Origin of the sequence: Streptomyces sp. HNM0575 (assembly GCF_012726265.1) — a bacterium.
In the GTDB taxonomy this organism is placed as follows: Bacteria; Actinomycetota; Actinomycetes; order Streptomycetales; family Streptomycetaceae; genus Streptomyces.
In genome coordinates this window covers 417,912-439,231 of sequence record NZ_JAASAG010000006.1, presented here as the reverse complement: position 1 = coordinate 439,231, position 21,320 = coordinate 417,912, and the positions used below count along the sequence as shown (strand labels likewise).

Genomic DNA, 21,320 nt, shown 5'->3' with positions numbered 1-21,320 from the left:
GCGCGCAGCAGCGAGCCACAAAGAAGAGAGGCGCCATCGTGGCTGGGACGGCCGGCTCCGCGGCTTTACGGAGCCAACTTGGGGCGAGGCTCTACGATCATGGCCCACATCGGGCTATTGCGGGCAGGCGAGGAGCCAGCCCGATTCGCGGCCAGCGTATGGGCCATGATCTCTCGCCCCAAGCCAGCTCCACCCCAAAGCCGTTCCGCTCGGCCTCAGTCACATTGCTGCCCCAACAGCCGTCGTGTACCTCTATCCATATAGCTCCCTATGGGCGACCCTCGTGCAAGCGACCACCCTGGACCGCCTAGGTGGCTTAGGGTTGGTCCGTCACAGAAGAAAATGGAGAGTGACCATGACAGTAATCCGACAGCTCACAGGAATTCGCGTCCGCGGACTCCTCGGCCGATTCGACCACGAAATCTCTTTCCCAGAAGACGATGAATTCATTATTTTGCACGGCCCAAACGGTGTCGGCAAGACCATGTTGCTCGAACTAATTCGAGCTCTATCTGGTCCACTTCGCCTTCCAAGCATTCAGCGCATTCCTTTTAGCCAGATTCGACTCGGCTATTCAGATGGTAGTCGCCTCGACATTTCAAGGGCGCAGCAAGAAACTCTTCCTCTAGGGGAAGAGTACGAGAAGCAGATACAGCTACTCTTCTTCTCTCTGCGTCTTCCAGACGGCCAAGAATTTGAATCTGAAGCAGGCTTCGATGGGGAGGCGTTAATCACACCGAGGTTCCGAGAGTGGGCTTATCGGTACTTGAATGTAGAACCTCTAGGCCCTGATCTGTGGGAAACACCGGCAGGTTCCACCATCTCTACCGTCGATCTGGTCCACAGGTATGGTGACCGACTTCCCCATCGTATTCTACGCCAAAAGGAGAACAACGTCGATCCTAATATTCTGCAATTTCTTCATGATAATGAGGTGCATCTTATTGAGACACAGCGCCTCTTGAAATTGGAAGACGAAGAATCCGACGAATATCGAAGCATGAGTGGCCGGCGATCTCCGGCCGTCAGCAAGGTGGAAGCTTTCGCTAGGGATCTCACAAGGAGACTTGGTGACGCTTTGGCCGAAAACTCACGAACTTCGCAGGAATTGGATAGAACCTATCCAAGGCGTGTCCTTCAGCCACGGGTAGGAACTCCAAGCGAGAAGGAGATTCGCGAACGCTACTCTCAGCAGAATGAGCTACGCAAGTCTCTTTCAGCTATTTCTCTACTTGACGAAAATGTGAGCCCCATCGAAATCCCCAACAGGATGGAACCATGGCAGAGAAATGTATTGTGGACATACTTGGAAGACGCAGAGAAGAAGCTATCCACCTTCAGTGATATCCTCGACAAAGTGAGCCTGCTCCAAGAGATCGTAAGTACGCGATTCCTCTTCAAGCGCTTGGAAATCGATCGACGACAGGGCTTGCGTATCGTCAGCGACGAGGGTACCGAGCTCGGCCTCTCGATGTTGTCTTCGGGAGAGCAGCACGAGCTAGTTCTCCTCTATGACCTCCTTTTCAGCGTTCAGCCCGGTGCTCTGGTCTTGATCGACGAGCCAGAGATCTCGCTTCACGTGTCCTGGCAAAAGCGGTTCATTGAGGACCTACAGAGAATTGCCCGCCTCGTTAAGTTCAGGTCTGTCGTCGCGACGCACTCCCCACAAATTGCAGGGAAGTGGGTTAACCGAATGGTCCCGTTGGGGCCCGAGACGACAGACTAGGGGCCACGTTGTTCTCTAATCTCACGGGCGCCGAACTCTACGCTGAGATGATCATGCAGCGCACGAATGACGCACGTAACTTCCTCGTCGTTGAAGGTGATGGAGATGTTGCGATATTCGACCGGTATGTGGCACCCGATCGGTTCACCGTAATTCCTGCAAATGGTAAGAAGCGTGCTTGCGATGCCTTAGCCTTGGCGTTCGCCGATAATTTCGAGGGCGTCTATTCGATCCTCGACAGAGACTGGCTGGAACTAATTCCAGGGGAAATGCGGGATCCTCGTATTGTGCACACAGATCGCTATGATCTTGACGTGTGCGTTTTCTACCTGCCAGGGGTTTATATTTCGGTAGCGAGTAGTTTCTGCGTCAGAGGTGGGTTTCGAGTTGACGCTTCGGGATGTTCTGAAACAGCTATTCGCAATCTATGCATAGCGATGGCTTTCCCAGTAGGGGTATTGAGGTACATATCCGAGAGAGATGGGCTCCAGCTTCGAATGCGGGACTTCCCGCTCCACCTGGTGGTGAACGAAAACGACCTTACTGTCGACACAGATTGCCTAGTGTCCACTACCCTAAATCGATCCAAAGTGGCAACCATTGAATTCCAGTCCCTCAAAGACACCCTACTGGAAGAAATGACGGGAATCAGCGATACCGCGAGGTACTGCTCGGGCCATGACATCGCGCGGGCCTTCTCCATCCTGGCCAAACAGCGCTGGTCGACGACCATATCGGTCGACAATGTTGAGCGAGCAGCTCGCACGGCAGTGAGCTGGGAGAAATTCCGAAAACTTTCGGTCTATCTGGACTCCGCGCGATGGTTTGGAGGTAATACTGCATTAGTTTGGATCGAATGATTTTTGGTACGCTGATTCTCCTACCCAACCGCAGTAGACGAGTCCTCGACAAACGGCCACCGTTGGGTTCGATATCTGAACCACGAAGAGCGCTTTGCGCGCCTCAGAGGCCGAGCGGTCGAACTGCTACACGTGCTGTTCCCTCTGAACCCTCCGCATGTACCTCCTGCTGGAGTCGCGGCGGATACCGGTGATCATAAGAAGAACCGGCCCTTGACCGTTGATCGTGGTCAGGGACCGGGTCTCTCATCTGTGGCAGCCTCTAGGAGTCGAACCTAGGAAAGCTAAGTCGGCAGATTTACGGACTGCCCGACGCATCGCCAGCCCAGTAGGTCATGACCGCATCGCACTAAACGGACTAGTACTGGGTGACTGGCCTGGTAGCGCCCACCAGCACTGCTAGGAGTACGGGCCCAGGAACCGTTCCCCGTTGTAGTGCACCATGTGGGTCCTATTCTCCGCGATCCACACCTCGGTCTCCCACGCAATATCAGGTGCGAACCTTCGGAAGGTGGGCTTGTCCGGGAAGGCCGTCACGAAGACAAGGCCGGGACGCGCGTCCTTAAAGAGCTCCTTCAACTCGTCGACTCGCACACTGTTGACCGGCCCATGCGAGGTGACGGCCTCCACCAGCACCAGCCAGTCCCGCTCCTGGTCGTGGAGAACGACGTCCGGCATCTTGCCGTGAGTGTTCACCGTGACGCCGAGCCCTTCCAGGTAATCCACCTTGTTCACGAGCCACTTCGTACCCGTGTCACCGATGTACACCACGGTTGCGCCGGGCGTGAAATGTGGGGCAAACGACTCGACGACAGCCCGGATCACTTCGCTGTGCTTTCCAGGGCTGAGGGCGATCTCCTTCCCGTCGCCGGGAAGCACCACAGGTACTTGGCGGGCCCTGCGTTCCGCTTCCCACCGCTCCCGCAGGATTCCGCACTCGGCATGGAATCGCTGCAGTTCCGTCTGCCAGTTTTCCGTACCGAACGTTGCGATAGCCGCTAGAGCGATCGGGGTCGGCTCGTAGCGGTTGTTCTGGTCGTTGGTAGTGCGATCGGGCATGTCGGAGTTAGCCGTCAGAACACCCGCGACGACGAGCTGTTTGACCGACTGACGCCTTATCGACTCGCGGCTGTTCGGCTTGTATCGCGTAGGGTCCTGGCGGCCCTTCTTGATAAATGGGTAGTGATCTGCCATCCAGTCCATGGACTCGGTGATGCCGAGCGGGTTCGACCGTACAGCTGGCCAGGGCGAGTCCGGCTCCAGGCCGAGCATCGCCAGAAGCACCAAGGCTGTCCGCGTCGACTGCTGGGGCTTCGGTAGCCCCAGCTCCTTGAGGATCTCCCGGGCCTCACGAACCTTCTGATGCTGCGCTTCCGATGCCGGCGGCATCTGCCCTCCCCAGGTCGAGTTCTGGCACCACTTCGGCCAGAGCGGCATCGACCATATCGGAGGTCCCTGACGGCCCAACTTTCACACCAAGTGACTTGAGTTGCTTGAGACTTGGATACTTGAGGCTTCGCAGGTCACCTGCGTTGATCTGGGTGTGTCCACTGAAGATCCGCACATACTGGTCCACGACGGAGCTGTTCAGGTACGCGGTTAGTCCAGCCGCCAGGTCGGGGTCAAGTCCATGGTGCGCTTGGTGAAAAACGTTGATGTGGTTCTCGATTGCGACGTCTTCCCCATGGAGGTCGTCCGGCAGCAGCAGGCTAGCTGTAACACGACGTGGCTCTTCCTTCGCACTGAACCGCTTCGCCAGGCAGTAAGCCCCCGATGGCAGTACTAGGGGGCGTGTGTCCTCGTTGAAGGCCAAGGCTTGCGGCTTGCGGCTTCCGGAGACCGGCCACACCACGCGGCCAGCACTGAGATTCACGGGGTACAGGAGCGGCACTGACTCCTTCTCGGGTTCGCGGAGCAGATTCTCCTTGGTGCGGAAATCGACGACGCGCCCCGTGCTCACTTGGACGCCGAGGTCACGCATCGTTGCGGGGAGCCGCGCCATGCGGCCTGCCGTAGAAAGATCCTCTGCGTTGGTGGCAATGTGGATGAACTGCTGAGGGTCGGCCTGGTCCACGACTTGCTCGTACGGCACGGAGTGACGGACCGGCCGGTCCTCATAGCCACGGCTCACCGACACGATCACGTTGGACGACGCCTGATCCACAGTGGTGTGGAAGATAACGTTCTCTTGCAGGACCTCGGAGTCGGAGAACACCTTGTCACGGCGCTCGAAGACATGGATGTGTCGCAGCCGTGTCCGCCTGAGTAGGTCGTGGCGGAACTTTCGGAAGTAGCTACCGTTCGCGAAGCTTCGGGGCGTGATGGCGACGAGTTGCCCCTCAGGGGCTAGGAAGCGCAGGGCCAAGGCTACGAATGCCGTGTAGAGGTTGCTGGTCTCGATGCCGCAGGATTCCAGAAGCCCCCGCTCTGCACTCTTGGAGTTGATCTTCCGGTAGGGGGGGTTCATCACCACCAGATCCCACTGGGGCGAGTCGCTGCCCTTGGTCAGAGCCGCGGCCGCCCAAGTGATGAAGTCAGCGGTGTGCTGCTCGCAGGTCATCGAGTGAGTGTCAGCACACTCATCAAGGGTCACGGTGAGATCGCTGCTGATCTGTTCGTCGATCTCGAACGTCGTGACGTCTAGTTTTAGTTCAGGTGCCTCAGTGGCCGCGCGAGCAACCAGCGCAGCGGCGAGGTTCCCCACACCCGCACCTGGGTCCAGGACACGAAGGACACCGCTCTCCGGCAGGCTCGGCAGGCTCGTGATAAGCGTGGCAGCGGTCGAGGGAGTGAAGTACTGCCCCAGGCTGGCCCGCACCTCAGCATCGAGAGCGTTAGAACGCGCAACACGGCGGGCCTCGGTGCGCTCAGTGAGAGACTCTGGAGACAGTTTGCTCATGTGCAACATGATGCCGGAACTCCCCTGCCGTTCGGCTCGGCCTGCGGCAACTCGCCGATGCCTTGGTACAAGTCCTCCCATGCCCTGGAACGACAAGCGCGAAGGGGGGCCAGGAGGAGAAGCATGAGACCGCAATGAGCGGTGGCTCCGGCGGACATCAACAGCGAACGGACGCACGCGCAACATCAGGTTTGACATGTTCTCTCATGCCACTCGGTGACACTGCCGGGCCTCGCGAGGGCCGAGTTCCTAGAGGGTGCTTCTGAGGGCGTGCCCGTGCCGCGCCCGCAGGACGGCAAGCCAGAGACAGCAGGGCCGTTGCTGGCGCCGCTCGGATGGTCGTAGATCAGGACTCCCGAGGTCAGCGCCGGCAACTCCGCGAGTAGGCACGTGATCCTGAAGCCCTGGTGTATCGCCAGCTAGACGCCTCTGCCAAGAAGATCTGGCGCGGGTAGAGCGCCCCGCGACAGGCGGTGAACGCAGTCGCGCAGTGTCACGGAGATGGATCCTGGACCTAGTTGGGTCACGAGATGCACGGCAACGGGAGCTGACATCAACGAGTGACATCAACAATGGGAGATAACCGTGAATTGTTCCGGCTCGGAAAGAACGAACTGACACCAGGCCAAGTACGCAAGCAGGCCAGACCTATTGCATGGTCGAACTCCTAAAGCGGGTGTCGCAGGTTCGAATCCTGCCGGGGGCACCAGCGCATCGAGTCGCTGACCTGGGATTTCGACCCCGGGGAGGTGCTCTACTCGGCCTCGGACCCTACGTCCGGGGCCGTTTGCGTGAGCGGTGCGTGAGCGGACAAGGCACCAGGCTCGGGTGTTTCCCCGGATTCCACGGCACCATCCAGCACAGGTTCTGCACCGGACGCTGCGGTCTTGTCAAGCCTGGGCTCGGCTTCGCCCTCTACGGCGGCGCACGGCTGCCCGGCGTCAAGGTCGTCCACGCCGAGACCGGAAAGAACTCCGTCCGCGTATGGCTCATGGACCGGAAGGGCTCCGGCGCCATCGCCGACACCGGCCAAACCGTCACCGAGTTCGGGCCCCGCGACCTGTGGGCGCAAGGCGCAGATCCTCGCCAACCGCCCCGACCTCAACGTGGTACGCGTCCGCGGCGCTGTCGGCACCCGCCTGGAGAAACTGGACGGCACGAAGGGCGACCTCAAGGCCGATGCCATGGTGCTGGCCCGTGTCGGCCTGGAACGCCTGGGCCTCACGGACCGCATCGTCGCCGAGTTCACCGTGCACGAAATCCTGCCCGCCGTCGGCGCCGGCGTCCTCGCCCTGGAATGCCGCCGCGACGACACCCCCGTGGCCACCCTGCTGGAACGCCTCAACCACCCCAAGACTCAGACCGAAGCCACCGCCGAGCGCGCCATGCTGCACGGCCTGCGCGATCACTGCAATTCGCCGATCGCCGGATACTGCACCACCGAACCCGACGGCCAACTCTCCCTGCGCGGCATGGTCTTCTCCCGCGACGGCTCCAAATTCGCCCACGCCCACATCTGGGGCGAAACCTCCAACGACCCCGCCACTCTCGGCAGCCGCGTCTGCGCCGAACTCCTCGGCCAGGACGCACGCGACATCATCGAAGGCATCCCCCACTGAACCGAAGCACGGCTTTGTCGATCAACTGCATGGTGAGCAGGAAGCGCTGCACGACCCCGTCGAGGAGCGCAACACAGCGCATCTGGCGGTGCTTCGTGACGTGCCCATAACTCGCCAGGCCCGCCGTCGCGGACAAGATCGTCGCCTGGGAGTACGTGACCGGCCTCGCGCTTGAGAGTGCTCACCCTGGAGGGGACTTGGGCCCGCCGAGCGGCCTTCACACGTCTGCTGCCCGACTTCGCACATCCGTGAGACGGCTCTCGTGTACGTGCCCTCGCCCCACCCGACGTATGCCGACCCCTTGCCTCACCGAACAACACCACGCGCCGCTCCAAGCGGTCATCAGCACAGAGAGATCGACTCGTATGAGCAATGACCCGCCGCTGCACGAGAACGCCGGGGGTGGCGCGTAATGGCCATGGTCCTGCTGCGGGTGGACGACCTCACCCAGGAGCAGGCGGCGGAGACCGTCTTCTTCGAACTCGACGCAGACTCCTACGAGATCGACCTGACCGCAGCCAACGCCGCCCACCTCCGCGCACAGCTTCAGCCTTACGTCCGCGCGGCCCGTCGCACGGGCCAACTCCGCCTCCCGCCCCGGGCCGTGAGCTCCTGGCACACCTACCCGCCCACTCCGCCTCTGGCGAGCGAAGACGGCCACCCACAGATGCACGCCGACCCGCGCTCGCCTCAGGTAGGGAATGACAACCCAACCGGCCCGGCCGCGGCAGAACCGGTCCGGTGAGAACGTAGGTAGTCCCGCACAACTCAACTAGAACTGCAGCAGACCCCTGCATGGTCAGTCCGGGGTAGTCGTGCCGCGTGGACGACGACCTGTCCACCTTCACCTCGCTTGGTCAGCTGGATCACCTGATCGTGCGAGGAAATCCGGTCGTCATTCGGTGGCCTGGGGCCCGCACACGGGCTGTCTGGCCAGTTCGGGAAGCGGGGGACGAGCTGACTGACACGAAGCTTCCCCGGAGATTCGACGGCATCCCCGTTGACCGCTTCCCCGCAGGCGCTGTTTGAACTCCTGCGTACGTCAGCCCCGAACGCCGCCTACCCGCCGCCGAGAGGAGCTGCCCCATCCCGGTAAATAGCCCACGTCTTCGGCGTCTCGGAGACCAAACGGCCACCAATTCGGGATACGTGCTACCCAGAGTCCGTAGATCCAATGAGCGAGCCGCTCCGCCGGCGGTGACAAGCCGAGGCCGCCTTGGTGGCGGCCACGCGCGAAGTGGACCTGTTGTACCGCAAGTGGTCCGGCCAGAGCACGGCCCAGACGGCACATCAACACAAGGACGAGCGCGAGACGCGGATGGCGGTGGTGGATGCCCGGGTGCGGGAGCTTGCTGAACTCGGCTGGCTCTACGAACCGAGGAAATGATGGTTCTGGCTGACCAGGTGGAGGACAGCAAGCTGTTAAGTGAGGTCGACGGTTCGCCCCTGCTCGAATCAGCGGGCGAGACTGCCACACGTGGCTAGCAGCTCGCCCAATTTGGCGCTAACTTCATGTGCATGAACAACGATCACGATGACGATAACCGAGCCCATGACGAAAGCACCCACAACAAGTTTGAGGGGAAATCCGACGGCCCTGTCTTCCAGGGGCGTGACTTCCTTGGCGATATCCGCGTTGAGTCGTCCGCAGACGCCACACGCTTCTACGAGCGCATGCAGGGCAGGTTAGACGCTGAGCATGCCGAGAAGGCCCGACTGACCAGGCAACGACAGGAAGCATGGGATCGGGAGTGGAACGCACTCACCAAAGAGCGCGCACGAATCAGAAAAAGGAAGCTGGCAACATCATGGCTGCTTCTCGTGGGGCTAATCGGTTTTATTGCAACTGAGATCCGAGGGAGTCTTTTCGGGGCATCGCCCCCAGAAGAATTTCGCCTGATATTCGGATTCATCATCATCGGAAGCGTGTCATCCTACTTCCTCATTCGTACGGCTCTAATGAGGGCTGAAGAGCTGGGAAATAAGCTATCCAAGAAAAGGCCATGATGGTTTTCTGGTGGGCGATGCTCAGCCAGTGGCCACCGAAACTTCGTAGACGAGCTCGCACAGCGCCGTCGGTACGACGGTGTCCGCCGTCTCCACCGGCCGCCCGTCCTCTGCGTAGTACGCCCGCTGAATCTGCGTCACCAGCGCGCCTCGCGGGAGGCTGAGCAGCGCGATTCCCTCCGCTGTCGCACGCCGCGGCTCCGGCTGCAGGTCCATCTCCTCCGTGACGAGCGCCCGCCAGCCAAGCGCGTTGTCACCTGACGGTACGTGGGCCGAGAGCGTGCTGGATCGAGGGAACCGGACACGGAGGGCTTGCCGGCCCCTAGCCTCCCGCTCATGACTGCAACGGTTGTCACCATCGCTTTGGCGTTCGTCGGCTACCTCGCCACGTACTTCAACGGGGTACGGCTGACACAGCGGCAGGAAAGACTCTCACGGGTGAACCGCCAGCTCAGCGACTTCTATGGGCCCCTGTTCGCGCTCACGGAGACCAACAACAGAGTCTTCAAAGCTTTCATGGAGCACACCGCGACGCGCCCTGATGGGCGCTCTCCCTTCGCTGCTGGCGGGGAGCCTCCAACGGATGAGGAGTTGGCAGAGTGGAGGTTGTGGGTGACAACGGTGTTCCTGCCGACAATCCGGGCCATGCGCGACATCGTCGTAACCAAGGCGGACCTACTCGCTGAGCAGCAAGTACCCGCGGTCTTGCTCGAGCTGAGTGCGCACGTCTCCGGATACGAGATCATGGAAGCTCAATGGGCGCGTGGCGACAATACGCGGCACTACTCCGACGTGTGGTTTCCGGCCGAAGAGCTTTCGTTGTACGCGCGCCAGGCGTTCGCTCAGCTCAAGGAGGAGCAAAGCAGCCTTCTGGGACGCCGACGGAAGCAAGGCAACCCATAGCCGGACGACGGTGCTGATCAAGTCCGTTGGCATCGCCTCGAGCCGCGCCGACTAAAATCCACTCCTGACATCCACGAGGGTGGGGGCGAACGGATCACGACGGTTCTCCATGAAGGACGCCCAGCACTGTAGGCACGGGGTCCCGGGACGGGGCCAACCTCTCGGTCGAATTCCTGAAGCGGGTGTCGCAGGTTCGAATCCTGCCGGGGGCACGTGGCTGCGCTCTGCGCTGTCCGCAGGGCAGGGCTAGCAATTGCCCTGCCGAACTGGGCTGCTTCTGACTGCGTTCAGCACGCACGGATCGGTCACCTCGGTGACGCGCTCGGAGGACGTATGCAGGGGCTGACGTCGGTGTAGAGGCGGGCTTCCCCGCCTTCACCTCCGCGCGCTCCGGGTCTAAAGTCCTTGTTTCAGACTGAGGCGCCTCGACCCGAGGAGAAGGCATGGCCGGAGAGGAAGTAGCGGTCTCGTTCGAGGATCTCTACCGGCTCGGCGACCGGCTCGGCCGGGTCTACGAGTGGTCACGTGACCTCGCCGCCGACCTCCACAGGACCCCCGCCCCCGACGTGGGCGACTCCGCGACCCGGCACCGCCTCGTCACCGCGGTCGATGACCGGATGCCGAAGGCCCGGAAGCTGGCCATGGAACTGGAAAAGGCCGCCCGTGGAGTCAAGAAGGCAGCTGCCGAGTACCAGCGCATCGACGGCGAGATCAAGAAGAAGGTGGAGAGCGGCGGACTGGACCCCGTCTCGAGTGGGGTTCTCAACGTGATCGAGGACGTCGTCCTGAAGGGCCCGCCCTCGTTACCCAGCAGCACCAAGATCCTGGACGACTTCGGATGAGGGATCCCTCGCAGCTCGTCAAGGGCGACCCGAACGAGGTCTGGCGGTATGTGGAGTTCCTCAAGCGCCAGATCGGCGGCGTCCAGGACGTCCTACGGGCACTCAACGAAGCCGAGGGCGACGCCCGGCAGTGGTTCGGCGAGGCAGGGGACGCCTTCCTCCGCTACCTCGAGGGGATCAAGAGGAACGCGACACGGCTCGGCAAGGAGCTGGCAGATCTCGAACGCCGCTACACCGAGTTGGCCAGGGGCCTCACCGACGCCTGGAACCACGCGAAGGGGTGCGAGCGGATCGCCGACGACCTCGGCTTCGAGGCCACCGATCTCGTCCACCGCGACGAGCTCGACCGCGTACTGCTGAAACTGGACGAGTACATCGCCGGCTACAGCCGCGAGCAAGTCCGGGAGAAGCTGCACAAGTTCGACACCATCTACGAGCGGGCCAACCAACTCGCCGACGCCGCCCGCTGGGGGGCGACGCGCGGCCTTCCGCACTGAACCTCTCTCCCTCCCCCACCTCCGCATGCGCCCCGCCACCGCATCCGCAGAGGCGTACAGACAGCTCCATGAAGCGGGCGGCTTCGAACTACGGTCGCGGGCTGACCTGTTCGGCATTGGCCGCGCTCGTTGCCCGTCCCCTCAGCAGGCCGGGGCCGGACCGGAGGCGTCCGTGGTGCCCGGCTCGTCGTCTTGGCCGTCCATGCCTATGCCCGGGTAGAACTTGCGCTGGTTGGAGAGCACCATCTGCTTGGGCGTGGAGATGCCCACCGCCTTGCGTACCTTCGCCGCGAACGCCCGTGACGACTCCGGGCCGAGGCCCTGCTCCTCGCACCAGCGCCGGTAGCGGCTGTAGAGGCGGGTCTGCTCGGAGCGCCTTCCGCGGCCGAGCGTGCAGCACTCGGCAAGGAAGCGCGTGGTGGGATCCAGCCACGCGGCCCCGGTCCCGGCCGCGGCACCGGCGGGCAGGGAGGGCCCGGAAGGCACGGGGAGGTCCCGCGGGCCCGACAGATAGCGGCGGGCGCCCGCGATCAGCCAGTTGAGTATGCCCGGGCCCTCCTCGCCGACGAGGGCGTCGGAGAGGCGGGCCGCCTCCCGGGCGCCGCGGGGGAAGTCCGCCGACGGTACGTGCTTGGTCCGCCGGGCGAGCAGACGGCCGCTGGGGATCGCGTCCGGACGGGCCGCGCCCAGCAGCCACAGCTTGTGCGTCGGCCGGAAGCTGAAGAAGTCCTGGCGCAGCCGCCGGGCCTTGATGCGGTCCGTGCCCGTCAGGAGACGTACCCGTGCCTCGTCGAGTCCGGTGCCGGGTTCGGGCATCGAGCAGACCAAGACCCGGCGGCCGTGCAGTTCGGCGAGGTCGGCGGGGCGCGCGGCGGAGGAGCGGGAGGTGAGGAGGGCGGGCGGGACGGTGTCCGCGTAGTCGCCGAGGAGCCTGGTCACGACGTCGAGCAGCACGCTCCGGTCGCCGTCGAGCGCCCCGTGCGGGAACGGCATGACGCGGGCGCCGGCCTCCCCGGTGATGGAGTAGCCGAGTAATTCGTGGAGGTAGGCGATGATCCGGTGGCCCTGGTCGTCGTCGCCGAAGGCGTCGCTGAGGGTGCGCCGCCAGCGCGGTATCGGCGCGGGGTCCGGCGTCACGGCCGTCGCCCGGCAGTGCAGATGGTGCCGCGGGTCCGGCGGGGTGAGGTCCCCGCTGCGCAGGTCGACCACGCCGCCGGGGGTGCACAGGGCGTACGGATCTGCGTCCAGGCGGGCGGCGTTGAGCACCATGCCGGGGGCGGCCCTGGCCTGCATGAGCATGGACTTCATCCCGGCCGTCGACAGTGCGCGGCGGCGGTGGCGGCGCAGCGCCCCGTCGGAGAACCTGCCGGCGGGGTCGGTGTCGCCGAGGGCCTCGGCCATCTCGCCCGCCGCCCACAGGACGGCGTCGTCCTCGTCCAGCTCCCAGCGGTAGCCGGTCCACAGGTGCCAGCCGAGCCCCGTCACATGCCGGAACTCCTGCCCGTACAGGCTGACGAAGAGCTTGGCGTTGCCCCGGTCGGTGAGGCTGTCGGGCACGAGGCCTGCGGGCGGTGGCAAGGGCCGTCGTACGGGCGCGGGGCCGTGCCCGCCGGCGGGCGCGCCGGTGCCGTTCGGCGGAGCCGGTGTCCGGGAGAGGCCGGGCGGCCGCGGGCGGGACGTCGCCGGAGCGGGGAGCGGGTACGGCGGGCGCCGGGGCTCCTGGGCGGAGCCGCGGTCGGTGACGGTGCTCGGCACGGGTGCGGAGTGTGTCACCGGCGGTCGCCACCCGCGGGCTGCGGACCGGCCTCCTGCCCGGGTCTCGTCGGCAGGTGCCGCACCGCGTGCCTCCAGGAGGCGTACGCCGCAGGGGAGTTCGAGGGAATACCGCGATGAGACGGCTGGTGCACACGCATTCTCGAAGGTTTCCCTTTCGTCGGCACGAGATGCCCCCGAATCTCCTGTGTAGCACGTCCGCACGCAGGCAGGAGGCGAGTTCTTCGAGCTTTCACCGAGGGTTTGTGGAACGCGACGCTGAATTGTCCGCTGTCAATGTCTGAGTTACGCCGGATCATGTCCGCATCGCGACCGGATTACCTTTCGGTAATGGGGAGTTGGGCGGTCCCGGCGCTGTCCGTACGGGCGCGGCGTTCCGGCCGTCGCAGGGGCGGGTCCGTCGCGGTCATCGGCGTCTTGCCGGAGCGCGCCCGACGGGTTTGACTGTTCGATCATGGAGTACACGCAGCTTGGCCGCACCGGCCTCAAAGTCAGCCGGATCATCCTGGGGACGCTGAACTTCGGGGACCAGACCACAGAGGCCGACGGCCACACCATCATGGACGCCGCGCACGCCGACGGCATCAACGTCTTCGACACCGCCAACGTCTACGGCTTCGGCGAGAACAAGGGCCGTGGGGAGAAGATCATCGGGCGCTGGTTCGCGAAGGGCGGCGGCAGGCGCGAGAAGACCGTGCTGGCGACCAAGGGCTACATCAACATGGCCCCGGACAACAAGCCCTGGCCCAACGACGAGAAGCTCTCCGCGCTCAACATCCGGCAGTCCGTCGAAGCCAGCCTCAAGCGGCTCCAGACCGACCACATCGACCTCTACCAGTTCCACCACGTGGACCGCCTCACCCCGTGGGAAGAGGTCTGGCAGGCCATGGACGTGCTCGTACAGCAGGGCAAGGTCCTCTACGTCGGCTCCTCCAACCACGCGGGCTGGCACATCGCCAAGGCCAACGAGAGGGCGGCGCGCCGCAGTTCACTGGGCCTGGTCAGCGAGCAGTGCATCTACAACCTCGCCGAGCGCCGCGCCGAGATGGACGTCATACCCGCCGCCCAGGACTACGGGGTCGGCGTCATCCCCTGGTCACCGCTGCACGGCGGGCTGCTGGGCGGCGCGATCCGCAAGGAGCAGTCGGGCAGCGCGAGGCGCACCGCCACGGGCCGCTCCAAGGACGGGCTGGCCAACGGCAAGGTGCGTGAGCAGGTCCAGAGTTACGAGGACCTGCTGGACAAGCACGGCCTCGAACCCGGCGAAGTGGCCCTCGCCTGGCTGCTGTCCCGCCCCGGCATCACGGGACCGGTCGTGGGGCCGCGCACCCTCGACCAGCTCGCGAGCGCAGTGCGCGCGGTCGAACTCAAGTTGAGCGACGAGCTGTTGGCCTCGCTCGACGAGATCTTCCCCGGCCCCGGACCCACTCCGGAGGCCTTCGCCTGGTGACCGCCCGCCCGGCGGGCGGGTGCGCCCGCCGGGCATCGGCCATGACTCTCCGGCGTTACAGGGGCGGGCCCGTCACGGTCAGCTCGCGCTCCGCCTCGGTCAGCCTGCGGTCCACCTCGTCCGCGCTGGTGCCGGTGGCCATGACATAGCCCGCGCGGCCCCAGAAGTCGGCGGGCGGCGGCGCGATCTCCGTGCCGCGCTCGCGGAGTTCGCCGATCTGCACGATCCACGGCTCTGCCCGGAGCCGTTCCGCGTCCGCGAGCCCGTCGAAGCGCTGCGGGCCGCGTGGATAGAGGAACTTCACGCCTGCCGCGCGGTCCGCGGCCTGCTGGAACTCCGCGGGCTCGGGAGGAAGGCCGAGGGCCGCGCTCGCGAGCAGCGAGCCGATGCGCTGACCGGTGCCGAGTTCAGTGACGACGGCGGCCATGTCGCCCGAGGGCCGGGCGTTGACCTCGACGACGCGGGGCCCCCGCGGCGTCAGCTTTATCTCGACGTGTACGAGGGCGTGGTCGATGCCCACGGCGAGCACCGCGCGCCGGGCGAGCTCGAACCCCGAGGCCACGGCGGGGTCTTCGGTGTCCAGGGAGCCGGCGCCCGTCACGTAGCCCGTCTCGATCGGGTGCGGGTCGTACGCGAAGTACTTGCGGGCCCAGTAGACGGGCTGCGCGGTGCCGTCGCTCGTCCACACGTCGACTTCGAACTCCTCGCCCTCCAGGTACTCCTCGACGAGGATGCCGTCGCTGGCCATGCCCTTCTTGTCGATGCCCATGGCGGTACGGAACGCGGCGGCGAAGCCGTCGGAGGAGTCGACCCGGCTCACCCCGGCGCTGCCGGAGAGGCCGCGCGGCTTGACGATGACGGGATAGCCGGTGTCCTCGGCCGCCCGCAGGCCCTCCTCCAGTGAGGAGACGAGGGTCGAGCGGGTCGGCGATATGCCCTCGCGGGCGAGGAGTTGGCGCTGGCTGTGCTTGTCCCGGGCGATGCGGGCGGCGGCGAGCGGCAGCCCGGACAGCTTCAGGTCCTCCGCCAGCTCGGCGGCGCGCAGCACGTGGGACTCGTCGTACGAGACGACCGCGTCGGCGCCGTGCCGGGAGCACAGGCTCCCGGCGGACGCGAGCAGGGAGCCGGGGTCGCCGGGGTCGAACACCTCGGCGTCGGCGATGGATTGCCGCTCCCAGGTCGGCGGGTCGGGGTTGAGCAGCAGCACCGAGGCCCGGGAGGCGAGCTGCGCCAGCAGCCGCTCGTGCCCCAGGCGGTAACCGGAGCCGACGAGGAGCAGGGCGGGACGGGCGCCGCCGGAGGAGCCGTCGGGCCGGGCGGACGTGGCGAGTGCGTCGGACGTGGCGGGCGCGTCGGTCGGGTCGGACGCGTCGGACGGTGAACTCACGCTGGGTCTCCATTGGTTGCGGAGTCGGGACGGTGGTGACGGGGCCGGTACGGGTGCGTGTGCCGATATCGGTTCAGGCCTGAGCGGGGGTCTGTGCGAGAGCCTGAGCGGGGGTCTGTGCTCGGGTCCCGGTGCCGGCGGTGGGCGGCGACGGGGGCGACCGGATATTCCGTACGCCGGGGCGCCCCTGCTCCCCGGCGAATTCTGAACTCATAGGCGTCATGGCCCCTTTGGCGGGTGAATTCATTGGGGCGACGGGAAAACGCGGGAAGTTCGCGGAAGTTCGCCGATGTCGGTGTGATTCCGAAGAGTTGGAGGATCGGAGGTGTGCGGTTGTTTCCTGGGTGCGTAGGAATTCGTATTGGTCTGCACCAGTTTTCCATGTGGTGCCGGTACCGGTACGTGTGCCGGTACGTGTGGCGGGCGTCCGGCACCGGGCATCCGGCGGGGCCGGGGCGGCGTCACCTCCCGCCGTCCGGCGCGGCGCCGACGAGCTGCTTCCCGTCCTCGCGCTCCTGCCGCAGATGCCGGGTGCGCCTGCCCAGGGGCACCAGCGTCCCGGCCGCGGTGGCGTAGCCGACGAGCTGGAGTATCAGGTAGGCCTGGATGCCGCCCGCGGTGAAGACGGGCAGGCACATCATCGGCGCGAGGAAGCCGCCGAGCCCGTGCACGAGCGAGGTCGCGGCGGCGTAGGCCGGCATCCGTCCGGGCGGCGCGAGGGCCACGACGAGCGGCTGCACGCTCGGTGCGATCAGGCACTCGCCCACCGAGAAGACCAGCGCGAACAGGGCCGCGAGCGTCAACTGGAGCCACTGGCCCGTGACATGGACCGCGCCGAAGAGCGCAGTGAGGCTCACCGCCCACACCCCGACGGCGGCCCGTAGCGCGTTGACATAGCCGATCCGGTGCACCACGCGCAGCGCGAGCGGCTGGATCAGCAGCACCGAGAGGGAGTTCACCGCCAGGACGAGGCTGCCGGCCGAGACCGACAGCTTCGCCGCGTCCCGCAGCACCACCGGCAGGACGGTGTCGAGTTGCACGAGGCCGAAGGTCACCAGCGCGCCCTGGAGCAACAGCAGCAGCAGGAACGTGGTGTTCGTGAACGGTGTCCGGCGGCGGGCGGCCCCGCGCTCCCGCGGGCCGTCCTCCAGCCCGCCGGAGAAGGCGCCGGGTCGCGCGCCCGCGCCGTACCGCAGCCTCAGCACGCGGGCGAGCGCGATCCCGTACAGCAGATAGCTCACGCCGTTGCCCGCGATGCCCAGTTGGAAGCCCGTGGTGCCCAGCCGGTCGGCGAGCTGGCCGCCCGCCACTGCGCCCAGTGCCATGGTGGCGGCCGTGATCTGGTTCTGCGCCGACAGCACCCGGCTGAGCGAGGACTCGCCGAAGGCGCCGCTGAGCACGGGAGTCTGGACGGCGTAGTACGTGCCCGTGCCGGAGCCGGAGAGTAACGCGGCGAGCATCACCGTGCTCATCGAGTCCGCCTGGACGAGCAGCAGCGCCCCCGCCGTCTGCGGCACCGTCGCGAACACCGCGACGCGGCCCGGGTCCCAGCGGGCGCCGAACGTTCCGATGAGCGGGTTGACGGCGAGCCCGGCGACGGCGAAGAGACCGAAGTAGAAGGACACACCCGAGGTGGGGAGTCCGACAGTCTCCTTGAGATAGACCGCCAGCAGCGGCTGGGCCAGGCCGGCGCCGAACGTCGTCGTCCCCCACCCCACGAGGAAGCCCGGGAGCAGGGGAAGCGACCGGTTGTTGCGTGAACTCATGTGCTGTTTACCTTGTCGAGGATCGATCAGAGTGCGCGCGGTCCCGCCCCAGGGGACGGAACCGGCCCGGCACAGCCCCCGATCGGGGCTGCCGGGCCGCGCGGTGGTGCGGGTCGTGCGGTGGTTCGGTCGTGCGGTAGGCGGTCAAAGGTATCCGTAGCTCAGCCGTCCTCCGTCCACGGTGCTCGTCTGTCCGTAGATGTACGCGGCTGCCTGCGATGCCCGGAACATCACAGGCCCCACGATGTCCTCGGGCCTGCCGCGGCGGCCCGTCAGATGCCCCGTCCGATGCCCCGTCAGCCGCCCGCGGCGGGCTACTGGGCAGCCGTTACGGGCGGGCCCTGAACTCGCCGATCCAGTGGATCTGGTCGGGCTTCTTCTGCGTCGGGATGTTGCGGTAGGTGCGCAGCCCGACGCACTCGAAGCGGTCCGCCGTGAAGGTCTCCAGGATCTCGGCGCTGGTGATACGGCGCGGGCCGGTGCCCTCCACCATGTGGTCGGAGAAGGAGTTCAGCAGGAACGTGCCGCCCGGTTTGAGCAGCCGGTGTACCTCCGCCGCGAACGGCTCTCGTGCCTCGTCCCGCATGTTGTGGAAGACGAAGGAGTCGTTGACGACGTCGGCCGAGGAGTCGGGGAGCGGCACGTCCAGCACGTCGCCCTCGACGAACTCGGCGGACGCACCGGCCAGTTCGGCCCAGCTACGGGCGCGGCGCACGGCGTCCGGCGAGATGTCGACGCCCGTCACGTCGAGCCCTTGGAGGGAGAGGAAGACGGCGTCCACGCCCGGACCGCTGCCCAGGTCGATCAGGCGCTGTCCGGCCCTGAGGCGGCCGTCGATGACACGCTCGATGAGCTGTATCCCGGGGGCGCCGGTGAACCAGGACAGCTGGGCGAGGGGCTGGTCGGCGTAGATGTTGCCGAACCTGTCGTTCCAACTGACGGTGAACGCTGTGGTCATGGGTGCTCTCCTGAGAGGTCCGAGGATCTGGGAGGTGTGAAGGTCTGAGGGGCGTGGGTGTCCTGCTGAGCGATCTGCCTGAGCGGTCTGGCCGGGCGGGGCCCGGGATCCGCGGAGGAGGGGGCGGGCTTCCGCGGCTCCGCGCGGGATCAGCCCTCCCGCGGCACGTCGACGGTCAGCTCCACATACGGCGGCGGAGCCGGGGCCGCCCCGTCCGGCAGGACGAGTTCGGTCAGGCCGCCGCTGCTCCGCTCGGTGCGGAAGCCCATGAACCGGTAGGTGACGAGCATCTGCCGGTTGCGGTCGGTGGCCCGGAAGTGCGCCGCCAGCGCGGCGTTCTCCCGTTCGGCGAGCCCGGCGACCGCGGCGACGACGGCGGTGCCGATGTTGCGCCCCATAACGCGGCACGACATCAGCAGCAGCCGGATGGTCCAGCGTCCGGGGTCGGTGCGCACGACGCCGAGGCCGATGGTGCCGTAGCCGCCGAAGGCGTCCTCCAGCTCGCACACCAGCACCACGTGCCCGCTGCCGTGCAGCAGCGCGGACAGCTCCTCCTCGTCGAAGGTGACGCCCGTGGTGTTCAACTGGTGCGTGCGCCGGGTGAGTTCGGCCGCCCGTACGAGATCGCCGGGCCCGGCCCGCCGTACGGTCAGCCGCATCCCCATGGAGCGCAGGAACTCCTCGGCGGGGCCCTTGAAGGATTCCTCATGGGTACGGCGCCGCTCCTCGGCGAGGTACATCGCGCGGCGCTCCCGGGCCTCCGGGGTGATCCGGTCGGGAAGCACCCCGCCCTCGGCGACGGACCGGTGCAGCTCCTCCCGCGTCATGGCGCGCACCCGCGGGAGTTCGCTGGCGACCTCCGCGCGCTCGAAGGCGGAGTCGTCGACGAAGACCACGCTCTCCGGGCCGATGTTCAGCAGCTCGGTCAGCTCGCGCAGCGACGCCGACTTGGCGTCGAACCCGATGCGGGGATGCAGGAAGTACTCGTCCAGGCCGAGGGTGCGCAGCCGGTCCATGGCGTCGTCGTGGTCGTTGCGGCTCGCGACGGACTGGAGGACGCCGTGCTCGTCGAGCACGCGCACCAACTTGGCGTTCTCCTCCGGGACTTCGACCTCGTCGCCCTCCAGCAGGGTGCCGTCCCAGAGGGTGTCGTCCAGGTCCCAGACCACGCACTTCACCGGCTCATGCGGCTGGTTCATCCCGCGCTCCTCTCCCGTCCGGCTCCTCGGCGCCGGCCGCGTACGTGCGCAACAGGCCCGCGGCGACGAGGTCCTGGAGCACCTCGGTGGGGCCCTCGATGACCTGGTAGACGCGGGCGGCCTGTTCGAGCCTGTTCACCGGATGCCTACGGTCCAGGCCCTCGGCGCCCAGCAGGCGCACCGCGTTCGCCGTGCACAGGCCCGCCGCTCTGGAGGCCAGCAGCTTGGCGCGTACCGCCGTCTGCGGTGCGTCGGGCGTCCCCTCCTCGACCTGTGCCGCGGCGTGCTCGACGTAGCAGCGGGCGGAGTCGGCGGCGACGGCGGCGTCCGCGAGCAGCCCGCGTACGAGCTGCCGGTCGCCGAGCGGCCCGCCGCCCCGTGAGCAGGCCGCCGCCCGCCGGGAGGCGAGCCGCAACGCCTCCTCCGCGACGCCGACCGCCCCCGCGGCGACCAGGACGCGGCCGAGCGTGAGGCAGTCCGTGGCCACGTGCGGCAGCCCGAACCCCGGCCGCGAGACCGCCCGTCGGCCCGCGACGGGAGCCTCGTCGAGAGTGAGGGCGGCGAGACCGGCGGCGCCCAGCCCCGTGGTCGCGGGCTCGGGCGAGACCGTCACACCGGGGCCGCGGGAGACCAGGGCGCAGGATCCGGCGCCGCCGGTGTGCCCGAAGACGAGGAAGACGTCGGCCGTCTGCCCGAACGACAGCCAGCGCTTGGCGCCCGTCACGCGCAGCGAACCGTCCGCCGCGCGCCGCAGTTCGGTCCGCAGCCCCGAGATGTCGCTGCCCGAGGCGCTCTCCGTGAGGGCGAAGGCCGCGATGCAGTCGCCCGCGGCCAGCCCGGGCAGGAACTCCTCCCGCAGCGGGCCCTTCGCCCAGCGGCCCAGGGCCCGGCAGACCATGGAGTGGACGACGAGCAGGCTGTGCAGGCTGGGCGAGAGACCGGCCACGGCGCGGTGCACGCCGGTCACCTCCGGGAGCGGTACGCCCGTGCCGCCGTGCTCCGGAGGGACCGTCAGGCCCAGCAGGCCCGCGGCGGCCAGCTCGCCGATGTCCTCGCGGGGCACGGTGCCTTGGCGTTCCCAGCCGTCCGACCGGGCACGCAGGGCGGGGTCCCGTACGAGCGCGGCGAGCGGGCCCGGCACCGTTCCGGTGGTCTGCCGAGCCGTCGTCACACGCGCTCCAGATTGCGGTGGACGAGGGCCACGAGCCCGTTCACCGTGTCGAAGTTGACCAGCTCCAGGTCCTCGTCGGCGATCTCGATGCCGAAGGTGCGCTCGACGTACACGACGATCTGGACCGCGGCGAGGGAGTCCAGCACCCGGCCCGAGATCAGCGGCATGTCGTCGGAGATCTCCGGCAGTCCCGAGAGCTTGGAGAGGTACTGCCGGATCTCCTCGGTGATCTCGTGCTGCGTCGCTGACTGCCATCCGGACAT

At 66.4% G+C, this 21,320-nt stretch carries 19 protein-coding genes and 1 pseudogene; 10 read left to right on the top strand and 10 right to left on the bottom strand.

All coding sequences use genetic code 11. The features are described 5' to 3' along the window. The first annotated feature begins 355 nt into the window (after window positions 1-355). Together HCC61_RS17400 and HCC61_RS17395 are read left to right on the top strand one after the other, a co-directional pair. Window positions 356-1,726 carry an AAA family ATPase gene (locus HCC61_RS17400; protein WP_169136363.1) on the top strand — a complete coding sequence of 457 codons (1,371 nt, stop codon included), beginning with the start codon at window positions 356-358 and terminating at the stop codon, window positions 1,724-1,726. Between the two features lie 47 nt (window positions 1,727-1,773). Further along, window positions 1,774-2,586, top strand: a complete 813-nt coding sequence (locus tag HCC61_RS17395) for a hypothetical protein (RefSeq protein ID WP_206322594.1) — start codon at window positions 1,774-1,776, stop codon at window positions 2,584-2,586. Window positions 2,587-2,985: 399 nt separating this feature from the next. Here HCC61_RS17395 and HCC61_RS17390 read toward each other — a convergent pair whose 3' ends face one another. Both HCC61_RS17390 and HCC61_RS17385 read right to left on the bottom strand, forming a co-directional pair. Further along, the gene (locus HCC61_RS17390; RefSeq protein ID WP_169136361.1) at window positions 2,986-3,975 is read right to left on the bottom strand and encodes a BsuBI/PstI family type II restriction endonuclease; all 990 of its coding nucleotides are present in this window, start codon (window positions 3,973-3,975) and stop codon (window positions 2,986-2,988) included. Next, complete coding sequence (locus tag HCC61_RS17385) at window positions 3,935-5,485, bottom strand: Eco57I restriction-modification methylase domain-containing protein (RefSeq protein ID WP_169136360.1); 1,551 nt, start codon at window positions 5,483-5,485, stop codon at window positions 3,935-3,937. Before HCC61_RS17385 ends, HCC61_RS17390 begins: the two co-directional genes overlap by 41 nt. A 1,106-nt stretch (window positions 5,486-6,591) precedes the next feature. Here HCC61_RS17385 and HCC61_RS17380 point away from each other — a divergent pair. From HCC61_RS17380 to HCC61_RS17365, 4 genes are all read left to right on the top strand, one after another. After that, window positions 6,592-7,104: a hypothetical protein gene (locus tag HCC61_RS17380; RefSeq protein WP_346777246.1), complete on the top strand. Its 513-nt coding sequence runs from the start codon at window positions 6,592-6,594 to the stop codon at window positions 7,102-7,104. A gap of 412 nt (window positions 7,105-7,516) precedes the next feature. Next, the gene (locus HCC61_RS17375) at window positions 7,517-7,849 is read left to right on the top strand and encodes a histone-like nucleoid-structuring protein Lsr2 (RefSeq protein WP_169136359.1); all 333 of its coding nucleotides are present in this window, start codon (window positions 7,517-7,519) and stop codon (window positions 7,847-7,849) included. Window positions 7,850-8,323: 474 nt separating this feature from the next. Next, on the top strand, window positions 8,324-8,491 hold the full coding sequence (locus HCC61_RS17370) for a hypothetical protein (protein ID WP_169136358.1): 168 nt from the start codon (window positions 8,324-8,326) through the stop codon (window positions 8,489-8,491). Between the two features lie 131 nt (window positions 8,492-8,622). Further along, window positions 8,623-9,111, top strand: a complete 489-nt coding sequence (locus tag HCC61_RS17365; RefSeq protein WP_169136357.1) for a hypothetical protein — start codon at window positions 8,623-8,625, stop codon at window positions 9,109-9,111. A gap of 21 nt (window positions 9,112-9,132) precedes the next feature. On the opposite strand, the pseudogene HCC61_RS17360 reads toward HCC61_RS17365, so the two are convergent. Then, a pseudogene (locus HCC61_RS17360) lies at window positions 9,133-9,318 on the bottom strand (GntR family transcriptional regulator); the annotation flags it as partial. A 129-nt stretch (window positions 9,319-9,447) separates the two neighbouring features. On the opposite strand from HCC61_RS17360, the gene HCC61_RS17355 reads away from it, so the two are divergent. The 3 genes from HCC61_RS17355 to HCC61_RS17345 all read left to right on the top strand — a co-directional run bounded on the left by HCC61_RS17355 (window position 9,448) and on the right by HCC61_RS17345 (window position 11,353). Beyond that, the gene (locus tag HCC61_RS17355) at window positions 9,448-10,014 is read left to right on the top strand and encodes a hypothetical protein (protein WP_169136355.1); all 567 of its coding nucleotides are present in this window, start codon (window positions 9,448-9,450) and stop codon (window positions 10,012-10,014) included. A gap of 443 nt (window positions 10,015-10,457) precedes the next feature. Then, complete coding sequence (locus HCC61_RS17350) at window positions 10,458-10,856, top strand: hypothetical protein (RefSeq protein WP_169136354.1); 399 nt, start codon at window positions 10,458-10,460, stop codon at window positions 10,854-10,856. Beyond that, complete coding sequence (locus tag HCC61_RS17345) at window positions 10,853-11,353, top strand: hypothetical protein (protein WP_169136353.1); 501 nt, start codon at window positions 10,853-10,855, stop codon at window positions 11,351-11,353. The genes HCC61_RS17350 and HCC61_RS17345 overlap by 4 nt, the downstream gene beginning before the upstream one ends. 141 nt (window positions 11,354-11,494) lie before the next feature. Here HCC61_RS17345 and HCC61_RS17340 read toward each other — a convergent pair whose 3' ends face one another. Further along, the gene (locus HCC61_RS17340; protein ID WP_169136352.1) at window positions 11,495-12,931 is read right to left on the bottom strand and encodes a phage/plasmid primase, P4 family; all 1,437 of its coding nucleotides are present in this window, start codon (window positions 12,929-12,931) and stop codon (window positions 11,495-11,497) included. 649 nt (window positions 12,932-13,580) lie between these two features. Between HCC61_RS17340 and HCC61_RS17335 the strand changes: the two genes are divergently transcribed. Continuing rightward, window positions 13,581-14,576 (top strand): aldo/keto reductase, encoded by a 996-nt coding sequence (locus HCC61_RS17335; RefSeq protein ID WP_169136351.1) that lies wholly within the window; start codon window positions 13,581-13,583, stop codon window positions 14,574-14,576. A gap of 55 nt (window positions 14,577-14,631) precedes the next feature. Here HCC61_RS17335 and HCC61_RS17330 read toward each other — a convergent pair whose 3' ends face one another. From HCC61_RS17330 to HCC61_RS17305, 6 genes are all read right to left on the bottom strand, one after another. Then, entirely contained in the window at window positions 14,632-15,963 is a 1,332-nt protein-coding gene (locus tag HCC61_RS17330; protein ID WP_346777245.1) for an ATP-grasp domain-containing protein, read from the bottom strand. Window positions 15,964-16,424: 461 nt separating this feature from the next. Further along, window positions 16,425-17,729 carry an MFS transporter gene (locus HCC61_RS17325; RefSeq protein ID WP_169136350.1) on the bottom strand — a complete coding sequence of 435 codons (1,305 nt, stop codon included), beginning with the start codon at window positions 17,727-17,729 and terminating at the stop codon, window positions 16,425-16,427. A gap of 328 nt (window positions 17,730-18,057) precedes the next feature. After that, window positions 18,058-18,687, bottom strand: coding sequence for a class I SAM-dependent methyltransferase (locus HCC61_RS17320; protein ID WP_169136349.1), 630 nt, complete (start codon window positions 18,685-18,687; stop codon window positions 18,058-18,060). 149 nt (window positions 18,688-18,836) lie between these two features. Further along, window positions 18,837-19,886: an HAD-IIIC family phosphatase gene (locus HCC61_RS17315; RefSeq protein WP_169136348.1), complete on the bottom strand. Its 1,050-nt coding sequence runs from the start codon at window positions 19,884-19,886 to the stop codon at window positions 18,837-18,839. Further along, window positions 19,870-21,057 carry an acyl-CoA dehydrogenase family protein gene (locus tag HCC61_RS17310; protein ID WP_169136347.1) on the bottom strand — a complete coding sequence of 396 codons (1,188 nt, stop codon included), beginning with the start codon at window positions 21,055-21,057 and terminating at the stop codon, window positions 19,870-19,872. The genes HCC61_RS17315 and HCC61_RS17310 overlap by 17 nt, the downstream gene beginning before the upstream one ends. Continuing rightward, on the bottom strand, window positions 21,054-21,320 hold the full coding sequence (locus tag HCC61_RS17305; protein WP_169136346.1) for an acyl carrier protein: 267 nt from the start codon (window positions 21,318-21,320) through the stop codon (window positions 21,054-21,056). The genes HCC61_RS17310 and HCC61_RS17305 overlap by 4 nt, the downstream gene beginning before the upstream one ends.